We start from the raw sequence: 13,964 nt of genomic DNA, 5'->3' as shown, positions 1-13,964 counted from the left end.
TTGCACGACCAGCCCCGCCGCGCATCAAAGGCCGATGCGCGCGCTCACCCCATAGGTTCGCGGTTCGCCATATTCGACCGCCTGGGTCGCGAAGAAATCGAAGATGCGGTTGTCGACATAGCGGTCGTTGAACAGGTTGCGTCCCCAAAGCGCGACCGACCAGCGCCGATCCTGCCCCGCCAGTTCGATCCGCGCATCGACCAGATGGCGCGCATCGATCAGCTGGTCGGCGGTGTTTTCGGGCCCGCGATAGCTTTTCGACCGGTAATTCCAATTCAGGCCGAAGCCGAGCGTCCCGCCCACGAAATCGGCGGGCACCTCGTAACGCGCGCCGGCCGTGGCGGTGAGACGGGGCGCATAGGGTGCCCGGTTGCCGTCCAGATCGATGCCCGGCCCGCCGCCATTGCGGAAACGATCGAAGCTGGCATTGGCATAGCCCAGCCCGGCATTCAGCAGCAGGCCGGTCACCGGCGCCGCCTCGACGCTGGCCTCGGCGCCCCAGCTTGATACCTTCGCTGCGTTGCGCAGCTGGATCGAAACCTGCCCGCCCCCCAGATCGACGAACTGATCGATCTGGTAATCGTCGTAGATCGCGTAGAAACCCGCCAGTGCATAACGGACGCGCTTGTCCGCGCTTTCGCCCTTCACCCCGGCTTCGAAGGCGTTGACCGTCTCGTCACCGAAGCGCAGCGCATCGGTGAACACCTGCGGGCTGATGAAATCGATATTCCACCCGCCGGTTTTGAACCCGCGCGCATATTTGGCGTAGAGATTGGCCTGATCCGACACGGCATAGGTGATGCCGATCGTCGGATCGAGGCTGTCGCTCGACCGCTTGTCGGAATAGCCGGGGATGGTCGCGACGTTGATCACCGCCTGCCCCAGCGAGGAATAATCCACAAGCTTGCGCCGCTCATGGGTATAGCGCGCGCCGAGATTGACCGTCAGGCGCTCGGCGGCCGCCCAGTCGACCGAGGCAAAGCCGGCGATCGACTGCGAATGAATCTCGGCCTTCACCCAGGCCTGATCGCCGGGGACGAAACCGTAAGGCAAAATCTCGACCTGCGAGCCCGCGGTCACCCCGCGATGCGTCTTCGCGGTCTCGTCGAAATAATAGACACCCGCCACACCGCTCAGCGGCCCGCCCTTGCCGAAGCTCACGCGCACTTCCTGGCTGAACTGGCTGAAGCGATCGCTGAAGTCGAAAACGAACAGGTCGAGCGGGATGTAATCGAGGTCGTTGCGCCGCTTCCAGCGCGTCTCGCGATAGCCCGAGATCGAAACCAGTTCGGCGCTGTCCGACAGTTCATGGGTGAACGTTCCCGAAACGCCACCCACCCTGATATCCTGGAACGGATCGTCGTTGAACGACACGTCATAATCCGTACCCAGCGAGGGCGGGTTGAGCCCGAACACATCGTTGAGCGGTTCGCCCAGCAACTTGTTGGCCTTGTCGCGACTATAGTCCGCCGCAAGATCGAAGGTCAGCCGATCGCCCAGCCGCGCATGCAACTGGCCGCGCAGGCTGTCGCGATTCACATTGTCGATATCGGTGCCGGTCACGTCGTTGCGGACAAAGCCGTCGCGTTCGCGGTGCGCCCCGGCGATCCGTACGGCAACACCGTCCGCCAGCGGCAGGTTCAGCGCACCGCTGATTTCGAACAGGTCCATATTGCCATAGCCGGCCTCGACATGGCCGGAAAACGCATCGCCCGGCTTTTGCGTGACGATGTTGACCGCGCCCGACACGGTATTGCGCCCGAAAAGCTGGCCCTGCGGCCCGCGCAGCACCTCGATCCGGTCAACCGACAGCGTATCCTGGTTGATCGACGCGAACTGCCCCGCATAGACGCCGTCGACATAAACGCCCGCCCGGCCCGACATGCCGATATTGCGCCCGCCGCCGCCAATACCGCGAATGAATACGGTATCAAGCCCGCCCTGGCGCTGAACCGAAAAGTTCGAGACGAGGCGCGAGATATCGCGCAGGTCCTGCGCGCGTGCCGCTTCAATCGCCGCGCTGCCGACGACGCTGATCGAAATCGGAACGTCGTTCAGATTCTGTTCGCGCTTTTGCGCAGTGACCACGATCTCGTCGAGGCCCGACTGGATATCGTCCGCAGCCAGAGCCGCTTGCGGCACCAGCGCCGCGGATACGCATAGCAGCGCCCGTTTTCCGAGCATTTTCGACCCCTTTTACGTCTAAACCGGTTTGTTATTGCCCCCGCGCGCACCCGAGACAGGCGCGCCGTTATGGAAACTGCGGCGTTAACCTAAATAACTTACCATTTCATTTACGAATTCGGGCGCGGGTCTTCGCCAGCCCCCCGGACAAGCTGTCAAATCCTGCACAAGCCCGCCCCCCAGCGCTTTAATTCACATAATCGTCGCAATGCCTGCTGACTCCTCTGCGATTTCAGCTTATCAGCCTGCCCGAGTCGTGGGGTGATGGCCCCGATCGGCAGGTGATTCTCTACGGAACCGACGGTGATGCGTCGGGATTCGGCGTTGACAGCACCCTGATCGGAAGCTAACAGCGCCACTTTCCCGCGCGGGGGCTTGGCCGTGGCCGATCACTCGTGTGAACCGCTTTGAAGATGAAGAGACAAGCCATGTTCGCTATCGTGCGCACGGGCGGCAAGCAGTATCGCGTTGCCGCAGGAGACAAGATCGTAGTCGAAAAGCTGGCGGGCAACGCCGGCGACAGCATTGCGCTGGACGACGTCCTGCTGGCCGGCGAGGGCAGCGAACTCAAGGCCACCAAGGGCCTCACCGTTTCGGCCGAAATCGTCGCACAGGCGAAGGGCGAAAAGGTCATTGTCTTCAAGAAGCGCCGTCGGCACAACTATCGCCGCAAGAACGGCCACCGTCAGCAGCACACGATCCTGAAGATCACCGCGATCGGCGCTTCCAAGTAAGCCTGAGCGCGCGAAAGGAGTTTTGAGAAATGGCACATAAAAAAGCTGGCGGTTCCTCCCGCAACGGTCGCGACTCAGCCGGTCGCCGCCTTGGTGTTAAGAAGTTCGGTGGTCAGGAAGTGATCGCCGGCAACATTCTCGTGCGTCAGCGCGGCACCAAGTTCTACCCGGGCCGCAATGTCGGCATCGGCAAGGATCACACCCTGTTCGCACTCGTCGACGGTCGCGTGACCTTCCACGACGGCAAGCTCGGCCGCAAATTCTGCTCGGTAGACATGATGGCGCAAGCCGCCGAATAATTTCGGGCGTTCCGAGTACGGGCCGCCCACGGGGTGGCCCCAGAAACCTGTTTCGACAGGTTAAAAGAGGGAGACGGGCCACCCCCGCTCCCTTTTTTATTGTCTCCCTCATGCGCGATCCGTCCCAACCCCGCCGCGATGCGGCGCAAAGGCGCGGATTTTCGAAGCAAATGTCTCCATCGCGTAACCTGTTTGCGCGATGGGGGCGGCAAGAGAGGAGACTATAAATGTTTGTGCGGACTTCGAGATTGCTGCTGCGGCCCGGCTGGGCCGAGGATGCGCCCGCACTCGCCCATGCGATCGGCGAGGAAGCGATCGTGCGCAACCTGGCAACCGCCCCCTGGCCCTATGACGAGCGCGAAGCCCGCGCCTTTCTGGAAATGGAACGCGATCCGTTCCTCCCCGGCTTCCTGATCTTCGCCCGCACCCAGGGCGCGCCGCGTCTGGTCGGCGGCTGCGGCCTGGCACGGCTGCCCGCCAGCGACGCCGTGGAACTGGGCTATTGGATCAGCCGTCCGCATTGGGGCCTGGGCTATGCGACCGAGGCCGCGCGCGGCGTGCTCGATGTCGCGCAGGCGCTTGGCATCCGGGAACTGGCGGCCAGCCACTTCATCGACAACCCGGCATCGGGCCGCGTGCTGCGCAAGCTTGGCTTCCGTCCCACCGGCCGCATCGTCCAGCACCACAGCACCGCGCGCGGCACCGACGCGCCTGCCGCGCTCTACACGCGGGGTGAAGAAGACGATGGCCGCCCGATCATGCCTGCGGGCGTCCAGTGGCGAAATAGCCGCGGCAGCCGCCGTGCCGGCCGCGCTCAGCCCACCAGTGCTGCGGCCTGAGTGCGCGGGCGGTTGAACACCCTGACCTGGCTTCCGGCATAATCGGCGACCATGCCGGGCCGGAAGCCATTTTTCTCGGCCACGCGGATCGAGGCCACATTATCCGGATCGATGATGCAGCAGGTTGCGGCATGCGGCAGATGGGCATCGGCCCACCCCACCAGCGCCCCGACAATCAGCGACGCCAGCCCCTTGCCCTGCGCCTCGGGCGCCAAGGCCCAGCCCGCCTCGGGAATCGCGGCGATCGCATCGATCCCCCGCTCGAAATCGGCAAAGCCGGCATTGCCCCAATAGGCGCCGCCCTCCTTATCGATCACCGCCCAATAGCCATAGCCGAGCATCGGCCACAGCCCCGCATTGCGCAGGAAGCGCGACCAGCTTTCCGAACGGGTGAACGGCCGCCCACCAATAAAGCGGGTGACGCCGGGATCGGCCCAGATTTCGACGAAATGTTCGAAATCGGTCAGCACATCGGGCCGCAGGATGACGCGCCCCAGATCGAGGACAGGCGCGGTGACAAAGCCAGTGTTCATGGCGGCAGATGATCACATCCACCGCCGCGCGGAAAGCGCCTTTTCGGGAAAAATCAAACGGCCGCGGCCGCCTTGGGCAGAAGCGCCGCCGCATATTCGCTTTCGGCAAGCGCGATGAGCTTGCGATCATCATGGTTCCAGGGGTGGAACCCCGGCAGGAAGAAGGTGGCCCAGGCCCCGGCGATCCGCCGGATCATACCCGGATTGCCGAAGGCAAAGGCGAATATCCCCCACCAGATGCGCGGGCCCGAAAGCCCGTCCTGCCGCAGCAGTTCGAGCATTGCCCGGGTGCGTTCGCGCATGAAATTCTTGGTGACGACAAGCATCATCAGGCTCTTGGCGCGCCAGCGGCGAAAGCGCCCCCAGTCGCGCGTCACATACAGCCAGGTGTCATAGGCGACGCCCTTATGCTCGATCTCCTCGGTCGCATGCCAGCGCCACAGATGCCGCGATTCCGCGTCCGCACGCTCCAGATGGCGCGGATTGGCCAGCAGTTCGTGCGCGATGATCGCGGTGAAATGCTCCAGCGCCATGGTCGCGATGAGGTTCAGGATCTGCGGCCGCCCCTTCGTCATCTCGAGCGATTCGATCACGCTCTGCTCCAGCGCGCGGGTTTCATAGCCCGCCTCCTCGACCCGCTTGTTGAACGCAATATGCTCGCGGCTGTGGATCACCTCCTGCTTGATGAAGGCGTTGATTTCCTTCTCCAGCTTGGGGGGAACGCCGTCGCGGTGCGCGCGCACGCTGTCGATGAAAAAGGCCTCGCCGCGCGGAAAGGTAATCGACAGCGCATTGTAAAAAGCCGTTGCAATGGGATCCCCACCAAGCCACCAACGATCTTGCGCACTGCCCCTGCCAAAGCGGCGGTCGCGCGGGGTAATTGTCAGATCAGCGGGCGTCTTCTCGTTGGTCATGGCAAACTTCCTCGTCCATGGACCGGATGCACGTTGCTTACACTTATGTCAATAGCAAAGAGAAGACTGAGCCCCGAACATAGCCGCGCTGCTGCCCTCGCCGCCGCGCGCGACCTGTTGATCGAGGCCGGGCCGCAGGCGGTGACGCTGAAGGCCGTCGCCACCCGGATCGGGCGTACCCACGCCAACCTGCTCCATCATTTCGGGTCGGCCGCCGGGCTGCAAAAGGCGCTGGCCGCGATGATGGCGGATACCATCACCGCCAAGATCGGCGCGGCGGTGCTCAAGATCCGCGCCGAGGACGGCGACCCGCGCGAAGTGGTCGACCTCACCTTCGACGCCTTCGACAAGGAAGGCGCCGGCGCGCTCGCCAGCTGGATGATCCTGTCGGGCAACGAGGATGCTCTCGATCCGATTCTGGAAGCCGTGCACCGGCTGGTCGACGAACTCGCCGACGACAGCACGGTCGACAGCAGCCTGCTCCATCAGGAAACGCTCACGCTGGTGCTGATGGCGCTGGGCGATGCGCTGCTCGGCGGGCCGATGGCCAATGCGCTGGGGCTTCCGCGCGACAAGGCGCGCGAACTGGCCACCGCCCTGCTCCACAATTCGATCGCGAATCGCGCCGATCCGGCGGGCTGACCCCCATTTATCGGGCGCCGGCCCCGAATAAGCCGCTTTGCGGCGAACACAGGCATAGCCGTTTCGGCAATGATGCTCTAAGGGCAGCCCCATGCATTTTCTCGATCAAGCCAAGATTTATGTGCGGTCCGGCACCGGTGGCCCCGGTGCAGTCAGCTTTCGCCGCGAAAAGTTCATCGAATATGGCGGCCCCGACGGCGGCTATGGCGGCAAGGGCGGCGATATCATCTTCGAGGCCGTACCCGGCCTGAACACGCTGATCGACTTCCGCTACACCCAGCACTTCAAGGCCCCGCGCGGCAAGGGCGGCGCGGGTTCGAACAAGACGGGCGCGGGCGGCAAGGATCTCATCATCCGCGTTCCCGTCGGTACGCAGGTGCTGTCCGAAGACAAGGAACAGGTGCTCCTCGACTTCACCAAGGCGGGTGAGCGCGTGGTCTTCCTGCGCGGCGGCGATGGTGGCCGCGGCAACGCCAGCTACAAGACCTCCACCAACCGCGCGCCGCGCCAGCACGGCACCGGCTGGCCCGGCGATGAGGCATGGGTCTGGCTGCGCCTCAAGCTGCTGGCCGATGCCGGCCTTGTCGGCCTCCCCAATGCCGGCAAGTCGACCTTCATCAACGCCGTGACCAACGCCAAGGCGAAGGTGGGCGATTATCCGTTCACCACCGTCCGCCCGCAGCTGGGCGTCGTGCGGCACCGCGACCGCGAATTCGTGGTGGCCGACATTCCCGGCCTGATCGAGGGCGCAGCCGAGGGCGCCGGCATCGGCGACCGGTTCCTCGGCCATATCGAACGCTGCAAGGTGCTGCTCCATCTGGTCGACGCCAATGGCGAAGATCCGGCCGGGGCCTATCGCACCGTGCGCGGCGAGCTTGAAAATTACGGCGCGGGGCTGACCGACAAGGTCGAGATCGTCGCGCTCAACAAGGTCGATACGCTCGATGACGAGCTGATCGCCGCGCTTTCGAAAGAACTGGCAGCCGAAAGCGGCGCCGAGGTGCTTCCGCTTTCGGGGGTAAGCGGACAGGGGCTGGATGCGGTGCTCGACAGGCTGGCCGCCGCCATCGACCTTCCCGACCCCGATGACGAGGTAGAGGATGATGACGAGGCAGGAACGGGTGAATGGTCGCCGATCTGACGCATGACGGCGCGCGCTTTGCGGCCCCACACTGCCCCAGGTTGATCGTCAAGGTCGGATCGTCATTGCTGGTCGATCCGGCGGGCGCGATCCGTGCCGAATGGCTGGCGACGCTCGTCGCCGACATTGCCGCGCAGCACAAGGCGGGCCAGCAGATCGCGATCGTCTCGTCGGGCGCGATCGCGCTCGGCGCGCGTCGGTTGAAACTGCCCAAGGGCGGCCGCGCCAGCCTTGAAGATGCGCAGGCCGCCGCCGCCACCGGCCAGATCGCGCTGTCGCAAATCTGGGCCGATCTGCTCGCCGCGCACGGCATCGTCGCCGCGCAGATGCTGCTCACGCTCGACGATCTCGAGGATCGCCGCCGCTATCTCAACGCCAGCGCCACGCTCGATCGGCTGCTCACGCTGGGCGTCATCCCGATCATCAACGAAAATGACAGCGTCGCCACCGCCGAAATCCGCTTTGGCGACAATGACCGGCTGGGCGCGCGCGTCGGCCAGGCAGCGGGCGCGCAGGGCGTGATCCTGCTCTCCGACGTCGACGGGCTCTATACCGCCAACCCGATGGACGATCCCTCCGCCACGCTCATTCCGCGCGTCGAAAAGCTCGATCCCGCGATCCTGGCGATGGCCGATGGGCGCACCGCATCGGGCATGGGATCGGGCGGCATGATTTCGAAGCTTGAGGCCGCGCGCATCGCGAACAGCGCGGGCGCGGCGCTCGTCATTGCATCGGGCAAGCGCCCCCACCCGCTGGCGCACTATCTGGACACCGCGCACGGCACGATCTTCCTGCCCGAACGCGGCAGTCGCGCGCGCAAGGCATGGCTCGCCGGCCGGATGCGCGTCACCGGCCGCGTCCATATCGATGCCGGCGCCGCCGACGCGCTCGCGCAGGGCAAAAGCCTGCTCGCCGCCGGCACGACCGCGATCGAGGGCGCTTTCGAGCGCGGCGACGTGATCGATATTGTCGGCCCCGAAGGCCAGCGCGTCGCGCGTGGGCTCGCCGAATATGACAATGGCGATGCCGCGCGGATCATCGGGCGCCGCAAGGACGAGCTTGCTGCGATCCTCGGCTATGCGCCGCGCACCGCCTTCATCCACCGCGATCATCTGGTGCTGTTGTGACCAACGGCCGCCCGCTTCTGGCGCTGACCGGGGCGACGGGCTTTGTCGGCAAGACGGTGATCGCGCAGGCGCTGGCGCAGGGGTTTGAAATCCGCGCGCTTACCCGGCGTCCCCAGCCGCCGCGCGCAGGCGTCACCTGGGTCGACGGCGCGCTCGATCGCCCCGAATCGCTCCGCACCCTGCTGCACGGCTGCGAGGCGGTGATGCATATTGCGGGCGTCGTGAACGCGCCCGACCGTGCCGGGTTCGAGGACGGCAATGTGCGCGGCACGCTTTCCGTCGTCGAAGCCGCGCTCAAAACCGGCGTCCCGCGCTTCGTCCACATCTCCTCGCTCTCCGCGCGCGAGCCTGGCCTGTCCGACTATGGCTGGTCGAAACGCCGCGCCGAACAGGTGGTGGCGGCCAGCGGGCTCGATTGGACGATGGTCCGCCCCCCCGCCATTTACGGCCCCGAAGATACCGAGATGTTCGAACTGTTCCGCATGGCGCGGCGCGGGCTGGTGCTGCTGCCCCCCGGCGGGCGGCTGTCGGTGATCGAGGTGAGCGACCTTGCCCGGCTGCTCCTTGCGCTGGTGCCCGATCGCCAGTCGACCTGCGCGATCTATGAGGCCGATGACGGCACCGACGCCGGCTGGAGCCATCAGGAATTCGCCCAGCTACTCGGCGCCGCGTTCGACCGCCGGGTGCGCACCTATGCCGCGCCCGAACGGCTGCTCAACATCGCCTCGCGCTTCGATCGCACCGTCCGCCGCTCCAAGGCCAAGCTGACCGACGACCGGGTTCGGTATTTCTGCCACCCCGACTGGGTGATCAATCCCGCCAACCGCCCGCCGGCAACCCTCTGGCAACCGCAGATCGAAACCGAAAGCGGCATCCGCGCCACTGCCGACTGGTATCTCGAAAGCGGCTGGCTGCGCTGAGGCCACCCCTCGGTTGACAGCGCCCTGCACCAGGACTAGCCCGGCCGCATGAACACCGCCCTCACGCTTTCCGGGATGTATTACGCGCCGCGTCATTAGCGGCCGGGGCACTATGTTCACCTTTCAACCGCTGCGTGGCCCAGCGGTTGTATTCCACAGCAAACAGCACGGCTCCGCAGCACATTGTGGAGTTATCGTTCGTGGAACACCATATTTGCGCCTCCGGCCTTCCCCGCCTCGGCCTGATCGGGTTCGGCGCCTTTGGTCAGCTCATCGCCCGCCATTTGCGCCATCACTTCAGGATTTTAGCGCATGACCCGGCGGCGGATGGCCCGCCGATGGACGGCGTCGATTTGGTCGGGATTGCCGAAGCCGCCGCCTGCCCGTTCGTAATCCTAGCGGTTCCGGTCGATCGTCTGGCCGATGCCATCGATAGGATCGCACCGCACGTCAAACCCGGCGCCCTCATCTTCGACGTCGGCTCGGTAAAAATGATGCCCGCCCAAATCCTCGCCCAGCGCCTGCCGGATCATGTCGACATCATCGCCACCCACCCGCTCTTTGGCCCGCAAAGCGCTAGAAACGGGCTGGCTGGCCTGAAAATCGTGCTCTGTCCGCTGCGCGGCGAACGGACGCGCCGCACAATCGCATTCCTGCGTCATCATCTCGGGCTGGAGGTGATCCTGACCACGCCGGAGGCGCACGACCGGGAAACCGCGCTCAGCCAAGGGCTCACACACCTCATCGCGCAAATGATCCTCGGCATGGGGCCGCTTCCCAGCGAGATCACGACCCGCAGCTTCAGCTTGCTGATGGAAGCCGTCGATATGGTGCGCCACGACGCCCCCGAAATTGGCGCGGCGATTGCGCGGGACAATCCCTTTTCAGCCGATGTGCGCCAGCGTTTCCTGAATCTGGCGCAGGCCGTCATGCCATGACCGGTGCGGCCATCACTCCTGCGGCACACCATCGGCGATCGTGTAATAATCGCCCTTATCCGCCACGAATATGTGTTTCTCGATCTGCACGCCGGTGGGTGCATCGAACGCGCCCATCGATATCGCGATCATGTCCTTGAAGATCGGCTTCCAGAACAGCGTCGATCCGCAGACACTGCAAAAACCGCGCTTCACCTTTTCGGACGACTGGTACCAGCCGACCTTGTCGGCGCCAGCGATGCTGACACGCGATTCGGGCAGGTCGGTGGATACCCAGTAATGGCCCGCACTTTTGCGGCACTGGCTGCAATGGCACGCATCGGGCGGGGCAAGATCGCCCTGCACCGCAAACCGCACCGCCCCGCAAAGACACGCGCCGCTGTGCATCACGCCTTCTCCCGGTCGTTAAGCGCCAAAGGCTAGGCAGGCCGCCCGGCGGGGGCAAGCTCAGCCCTCGCGATCCTCGCTGTCGAACGCCGCGCGGGCGGCGGCCACCTGTGCTACATTGGCATCAGCCCAGATGCAGATCTGCGAGACGGTTTTCTGCAGGCTGTAGCCAAGCGGCTCGAGCGCATATTCCACCGCGGGCGGCATGGTGGGCAGCACGGTGCGGCGGACAATGCCGTCGCGCTCAAGCGCGCGCAGCGTTTGCGACAGCATCTTCTGGCTGATCCCGCCCACGCTGCGCTTGAGCACGGAAAAGCGCATCGGCCCATTGCCGAGGATGTGGATAATGAGCAGCGTCCATTTGTCGCCGATACGCGCGATGATCTCCCGGCTCAGCAGTGCCGCGGGGGAGTTCGCATCGTCGTGCAGCGCGGACAGGTCATGGTTTCCCAAAAGTAACCTCGCATCGAAAAGGTGCCTGGTAGCGATACGATACCAGATAGCGTAACCATACTATAGTTCGATATTGCAAGTCACCTCAACTGCGCGGAGCCGCAGGCGAGACAGGAAAGGATGTCATGATGCGTAGTCTGGACTTCACTGGCAAGACCGTACTGGTCACCGGCGGTGGCGCCGGGATCGGCCGGGCGATTGCCGAAGCCTTTGGTGCAAACGGCGCGAAGGTTGCGATCGCCGAGATCGATGCCGATCGCTGCGCTGCGGTCGATGCCGCGCTCAAAGAAAAGGGCGTCGATGCGCTGGTGATCGAGGCTGATGTCCGCGACCGCGCCGCCGTCGATGCGCTGATGCCCAAGATCGAGGCACGCTTTGGCGGGCTCGACATCCTCGTCAACAATGTCGGCGATTCGCTGGGCATTCACGGCCCGTTCGAATTCAACAGCGACGAACAGCTTGACGGGCTCTATGCCACCAATCTGCGCTCGATGTTCCTCGTCACCCGTGCGGCGATCCCGCTCATCCGCAAGCGCGGCCCGGGCGGCAGCATCATCAACATCTCGTCGATCGAAGCCTTCCGCGCGATTCCGGTCTGCACCGTCTATTCGGCGTTCAAGCACGCAATCACCGGCTTCACCCGCAGCCTTTCGCTCGAACTCGGGCCCGAAGGCATCCGCGTGAACGCGATCGCCCCGGAAACCACCGAAACCGAACAGGTCCGCCCAAGCGTGCTGATCGCCGAAGAACACCGCCATCATGTCGATCGCTGGATCCCGCTGGGCCGCTTCGGTGAGCCTGAGGACGCCGCTGGCTGCGCGCTGTTCCTCGCGTCGGATCTCTCCGGCTGGGTGACGGGCACCACCATCAACCTCGATGGCGGCGCGCTGGCAGCCGCTGGCTGGTACCGCGATCCCAATCAATTCTGGACCAACGTGCCGGTCGTCACCGGCAACGGCTTCAACTTCTGACCCCAAGGACCATCTTTATGAAAATTCTCGTCGTAGGCGGCACCGGCATGATCGGTGGTCATATCGCCAGCTATCTTGCCGAACAGGGCAACGCCGTCACCGTCGGCGCGCGCAAGGCGCCCCAGACCGGCACCCCGATGGCCGACATGCCCTTCATCCAGGGCGATTATGTTGCCGGCACCTACAAGAAGGACGATCTTGTCGGGTTCGACGCGGTTGTCTTCGCCGCCGGCAATGACGTCCGCCACATCCCCGAAGGCGAAGGCGACGCCTATTGGGAACGCGCCAACACGCAGGCGATCCCGCGCTTCGCGGCGCTTGCCAAGGAAGCCGGCGTGCCCCGTTTCGTCAATGTCGGCAGCTTCTATTCGCACATCGCGCCCGAACTGATCCAGACCAACGCCTATGTCCGTTCGCGCCATGAAACGGTCGCCGCGCTCTGCACGCTCAACGATGCCGGCTTCACGGTATGCAGCGTCGATGCGCCCTTCGTCGTTGGCGCGCCCAGCGGCCTCAGCGTCCCGATGTTCGAAGCCTATACCCAATATGCCGAGGGCAAGTTCGCCCCGATGCCGGCATTCGGCCCCAAGGGCGGCACCAACTTCATCTCGACCCTGTCGCTCGCCGAAGCGGTATGGGGCGCGGTGCAGCGCGGCGAAGGCGGCAAGGCCTATCTCGTCGGCGACGAAAATCTCAGCTTTGCCGAATATTTCGCGCACTTCTTCACCGCTGCAGGCAGCGATGCGAAGGTCGAGGAACTCGATCAGGAACACCCGATGCTCCCCGACGTGGCGATCTTCACCGGTCGCGGCAACTATGTGTCGTACGAACCCGACGCACAGGAAACTGCGCTGCTCGGCTATCGCCGGAATGACGTGAAGCGCGCGATCGAGGCGCTCGTCGCCCAGTATCGCAGCAACTGATCCTGCTGGCCGCGCGGCCTCGTGCCGCGCGGCTCTTTTTCAGATCAGGAATTCCGCCACAAAGCTTATAAAGGTCAGCACCAGCCCGGTCAGGAATACGCGGTAGGCCAGCGCCAGATAGCGGTATTTCTTGTTCTGGAGCACCTGACCGTTCTGATAGACGTCGCGCAGCATCGCGCGAAAAATGGCCTTCTGGTCGTGCAGCAGACCCAGCACCTGATCGGTGAACTCTTCTTCACTCAACTGCGTGAAGTTGCCAAAGAACAGCAAATTGGCCTGCGCCTTACCCGAAGGGCGGACCGAAGGCAGCACCGCCATCACTGCAAGCAATGCCGATATGAACGATGAAATCGCGAGCAGCAGCAGCGCGACCGAAACCTCACCCGTGCGCGCCTGACCGATCGAAATCGTGAAAACGACAAAGGTCGCCCCCATCAGGATGCTCGCCTTCTGATCGGCCATCTGGCTCAACTGGACATTGATCTGTTCGACGGTGCGGACAAGATGGATCGCATCGGCCGAATATGGGCGCTGCGCGTCGATGGATGGTGGTTGATGCATGCACTCCCCCTCTATTGAAAGATTGCACATGCGAATGCCGGCCGACAAGTTGTGCCGCGTTTGTGCCGCAATCGCTTGGCAATGGGGCATGCACAGCATTAAGGACGGGCCATGACCGACAGACAGCAGATTTTCGACACCGTCTCCGCGCAGATCGAGCCCTTCAACAAGAAGGGCGTCGCGCTCAGCGAAGCCACGACCTTTGCCGGCGACCTCGAATGGGACAGCCTCACCGTGATGGATTTCGTCGCGGCGATCGAGGACGAGTTCGACATCATCATCACGATGAACATGCAGGCCGAGATCGAAAATATCGGCCAGCTCGTCGACGCGGTGGCCAAGCTCAAGGGCTGAGACCACCCCTCTCCCCGTTTCCAGACACGATATGCCCGCACGTG

General features: G+C 64.2%; 17 protein-coding genes. 11 read left to right on the top strand and 6 right to left on the bottom strand.

The features are described from left to right. Nucleotides 1-24: 24 nt before the first annotated feature. A complete protein-coding gene (locus tag QYC26_RS12120; RefSeq protein WP_317512481.1) occupies nucleotides 25-2,184 on the bottom strand; it encodes a TonB-dependent receptor in 2,160 nt (719 codons plus the stop codon). Nucleotides 2,185-2,612: 428 nt separating this feature from the next. On the opposite strand from QYC26_RS12120, the gene rplU reads away from it, so the two are divergent. The 3 genes from rplU (at nucleotide 2,613) to QYC26_RS12105 (ending at nucleotide 4,056) form a co-directional block, all read left to right on the top strand. Then, nucleotides 2,613-2,918, top strand: a complete 306-nt coding sequence (gene rplU, locus QYC26_RS12115; RefSeq protein ID WP_317512480.1) for a 50S ribosomal protein L21 — start codon at nucleotides 2,613-2,615, stop codon at nucleotides 2,916-2,918. A gap of 29 nt (nucleotides 2,919-2,947) precedes the next feature. Next, the gene (rpmA, locus tag QYC26_RS12110) at nucleotides 2,948-3,217 is read left to right on the top strand and encodes a 50S ribosomal protein L27 (protein WP_317512479.1); all 270 of its coding nucleotides are present in this window, start codon (nucleotides 2,948-2,950) and stop codon (nucleotides 3,215-3,217) included. A 227-nt stretch (nucleotides 3,218-3,444) separates the two neighbouring features. After that, nucleotides 3,445-4,056, top strand: a complete 612-nt coding sequence (locus QYC26_RS12105) for a GNAT family N-acetyltransferase (RefSeq protein ID WP_317512478.1) — start codon at nucleotides 3,445-3,447, stop codon at nucleotides 4,054-4,056. Here the strand turns inward: QYC26_RS12105 and QYC26_RS12100 are convergent. Both QYC26_RS12100 and QYC26_RS12095 read right to left on the bottom strand, forming a co-directional pair. Further along, nucleotides 4,032-4,589, bottom strand: a complete 558-nt coding sequence (locus QYC26_RS12100) for a GNAT family N-acetyltransferase (RefSeq protein ID WP_317512477.1) — start codon at nucleotides 4,587-4,589, stop codon at nucleotides 4,032-4,034. The two genes, QYC26_RS12105 and QYC26_RS12100, sit on opposite strands and share 25 nt — an antisense overlap. Nucleotides 4,590-4,642: 53 nt before the next feature. Further along, nucleotides 4,643-5,503 (bottom strand): metal-dependent hydrolase, encoded by an 861-nt coding sequence (locus QYC26_RS12095; protein WP_317512476.1) that lies wholly within the window; start codon nucleotides 5,501-5,503, stop codon nucleotides 4,643-4,645. A gap of 45 nt (nucleotides 5,504-5,548) precedes the next feature. On the opposite strand from QYC26_RS12095, the gene QYC26_RS12090 reads away from it, so the two are divergent. From QYC26_RS12090 to QYC26_RS12070, 5 genes are all read left to right on the top strand, one after another. Further along, on the top strand, nucleotides 5,549-6,145 hold the full coding sequence (locus QYC26_RS12090) for a TetR family transcriptional regulator (RefSeq protein ID WP_317512475.1): 597 nt from the start codon (nucleotides 5,549-5,551) through the stop codon (nucleotides 6,143-6,145). A gap of 91 nt (nucleotides 6,146-6,236) precedes the next feature. After that, complete coding sequence (gene obgE, locus QYC26_RS12085; RefSeq protein ID WP_317512474.1) at nucleotides 6,237-7,286, top strand: GTPase ObgE; 1,050 nt, start codon at nucleotides 6,237-6,239, stop codon at nucleotides 7,284-7,286. Continuing rightward, a complete protein-coding gene (gene proB, locus QYC26_RS12080; RefSeq protein ID WP_317512473.1) occupies nucleotides 7,271-8,413 on the top strand; it encodes a glutamate 5-kinase in 1,143 nt (380 codons plus the stop codon). Before obgE ends, proB begins: the two co-directional genes overlap by 16 nt. 23 nt (nucleotides 8,414-8,436) lie before the next feature. Beyond that, the gene (locus QYC26_RS12075) at nucleotides 8,437-9,333 is read left to right on the top strand and encodes an NAD-dependent epimerase/dehydratase family protein (protein ID WP_317515058.1); all 897 of its coding nucleotides are present in this window, start codon (nucleotides 8,437-8,439) and stop codon (nucleotides 9,331-9,333) included. Between the two features lie 200 nt (nucleotides 9,334-9,533). Continuing rightward, complete coding sequence (locus QYC26_RS12070) at nucleotides 9,534-10,271, top strand: prephenate dehydrogenase (RefSeq protein WP_317512472.1); 738 nt, start codon at nucleotides 9,534-9,536, stop codon at nucleotides 10,269-10,271. A 12-nt stretch (nucleotides 10,272-10,283) separates the two neighbouring features. On the opposite strand, the gene QYC26_RS12065 is transcribed toward QYC26_RS12070, so the two are convergent. Beyond that, complete coding sequence (locus QYC26_RS12065) at nucleotides 10,284-10,658, bottom strand: GFA family protein (protein WP_317515057.1); 375 nt, start codon at nucleotides 10,656-10,658, stop codon at nucleotides 10,284-10,286. 60 nt (nucleotides 10,659-10,718) lie between these two features. Beyond that, nucleotides 10,719-11,111: a helix-turn-helix domain-containing protein gene (locus QYC26_RS12060; RefSeq protein WP_317512471.1), complete on the bottom strand. Its 393-nt coding sequence runs from the start codon at nucleotides 11,109-11,111 to the stop codon at nucleotides 10,719-10,721. 125 nt (nucleotides 11,112-11,236) lie between these two features. Between QYC26_RS12060 and QYC26_RS12055 the strand changes: the two genes are divergently transcribed. Together QYC26_RS12055 and QYC26_RS12050 are read left to right on the top strand one after the other, a co-directional pair. After that, the gene (locus tag QYC26_RS12055) at nucleotides 11,237-12,082 is read left to right on the top strand and encodes an SDR family NAD(P)-dependent oxidoreductase (RefSeq protein ID WP_317512470.1); all 846 of its coding nucleotides are present in this window, start codon (nucleotides 11,237-11,239) and stop codon (nucleotides 12,080-12,082) included. Nucleotides 12,083-12,099: 17 nt separating this feature from the next. After that, nucleotides 12,100-13,005, top strand: a complete 906-nt coding sequence (locus tag QYC26_RS12050) for an NAD(P)-dependent oxidoreductase (protein ID WP_317512469.1) — start codon at nucleotides 12,100-12,102, stop codon at nucleotides 13,003-13,005. A gap of 39 nt (nucleotides 13,006-13,044) precedes the next feature. Here the strand turns inward: QYC26_RS12050 and QYC26_RS12045 are convergent, their stop codons facing one another. Then, nucleotides 13,045-13,566: a Pycsar system effector family protein gene (locus tag QYC26_RS12045; RefSeq protein WP_317512468.1), complete on the bottom strand. Its 522-nt coding sequence runs from the start codon at nucleotides 13,564-13,566 to the stop codon at nucleotides 13,045-13,047. 111 nt (nucleotides 13,567-13,677) lie between these two features. Here QYC26_RS12045 and QYC26_RS12040 point away from each other — a divergent pair, with 111 nt between their 5' ends. Next, nucleotides 13,678-13,920: an acyl carrier protein gene (locus QYC26_RS12040; RefSeq protein ID WP_317512467.1), complete on the top strand. Its 243-nt coding sequence runs from the start codon at nucleotides 13,678-13,680 to the stop codon at nucleotides 13,918-13,920. Nucleotides 13,921-13,964: the final 44 nt, after the last annotated feature.

The sequence above is a fragment of the Sphingomonas sp. C3-2 genome, from assembly GCF_033025475.1.
Taxonomy (GTDB): Bacteria; Pseudomonadota; Alphaproteobacteria; order Sphingomonadales; family Sphingomonadaceae; genus Sphingobium_A.
The sequence above is the reverse complement of the archived record's forward strand: the minus strand, read 5'-3'. Positions and strand labels throughout refer to the sequence as shown.

Excerpts from the sequence above, each read along its gene's own strand:
- QYC26_RS12120 (WP_317512481.1), bottom strand. The coding sequence starts at position 2,184 with ATGCTCGGAAAACGGGCGCTGCTATGCGTATCCGCGGCGCTGGTGCCG.
- rplU (WP_317512480.1), top strand. The coding sequence starts at position 2,613 with ATGTTCGCTATCGTGCGCACGGGCGGCAAGCAGTATCGCGTTGCCGCA.
- rpmA (WP_317512479.1), top strand. The coding sequence starts at position 2,948 with ATGGCACATAAAAAAGCTGGCGGTTCCTCCCGCAACGGTCGCGACTCA.
- QYC26_RS12105 (WP_317512478.1), top strand. The coding sequence starts at position 3,445 with ATGTTTGTGCGGACTTCGAGATTGCTGCTGCGGCCCGGCTGGGCCGAG.
- QYC26_RS12100 (WP_317512477.1), bottom strand. The coding sequence starts at position 4,589 with ATGAACACTGGCTTTGTCACCGCGCCTGTCCTCGATCTGGGGCGCGTC.
- QYC26_RS12095 (WP_317512476.1), bottom strand. The coding sequence starts at position 5,503 with ATGACCAACGAGAAGACGCCCGCTGATCTGACAATTACCCCGCGCGAC.
- QYC26_RS12090 (WP_317512475.1), top strand. The coding sequence starts at position 5,549 with ATGTCAATAGCAAAGAGAAGACTGAGCCCCGAACATAGCCGCGCTGCT.
- obgE (WP_317512474.1), top strand. The coding sequence starts at position 6,237 with ATGCATTTTCTCGATCAAGCCAAGATTTATGTGCGGTCCGGCACCGGT.
- proB (WP_317512473.1), top strand. The coding sequence starts at position 7,271 with ATGGTCGCCGATCTGACGCATGACGGCGCGCGCTTTGCGGCCCCACAC.
- QYC26_RS12065 (WP_317515057.1), bottom strand. The coding sequence starts at position 10,658 with ATGCACAGCGGCGCGTGTCTTTGCGGGGCGGTGCGGTTTGCGGTGCAG.
- QYC26_RS12055 (WP_317512470.1), top strand. The coding sequence starts at position 11,237 with ATGATGCGTAGTCTGGACTTCACTGGCAAGACCGTACTGGTCACCGGC.
- QYC26_RS12050 (WP_317512469.1), top strand. The coding sequence starts at position 12,100 with ATGAAAATTCTCGTCGTAGGCGGCACCGGCATGATCGGTGGTCATATC.
- QYC26_RS12045 (WP_317512468.1), bottom strand. The coding sequence starts at position 13,566 with ATGCATCAACCACCATCCATCGACGCGCAGCGCCCATATTCGGCCGAT.
- QYC26_RS12040 (WP_317512467.1), top strand. The coding sequence starts at position 13,678 with ATGACCGACAGACAGCAGATTTTCGACACCGTCTCCGCGCAGATCGAG.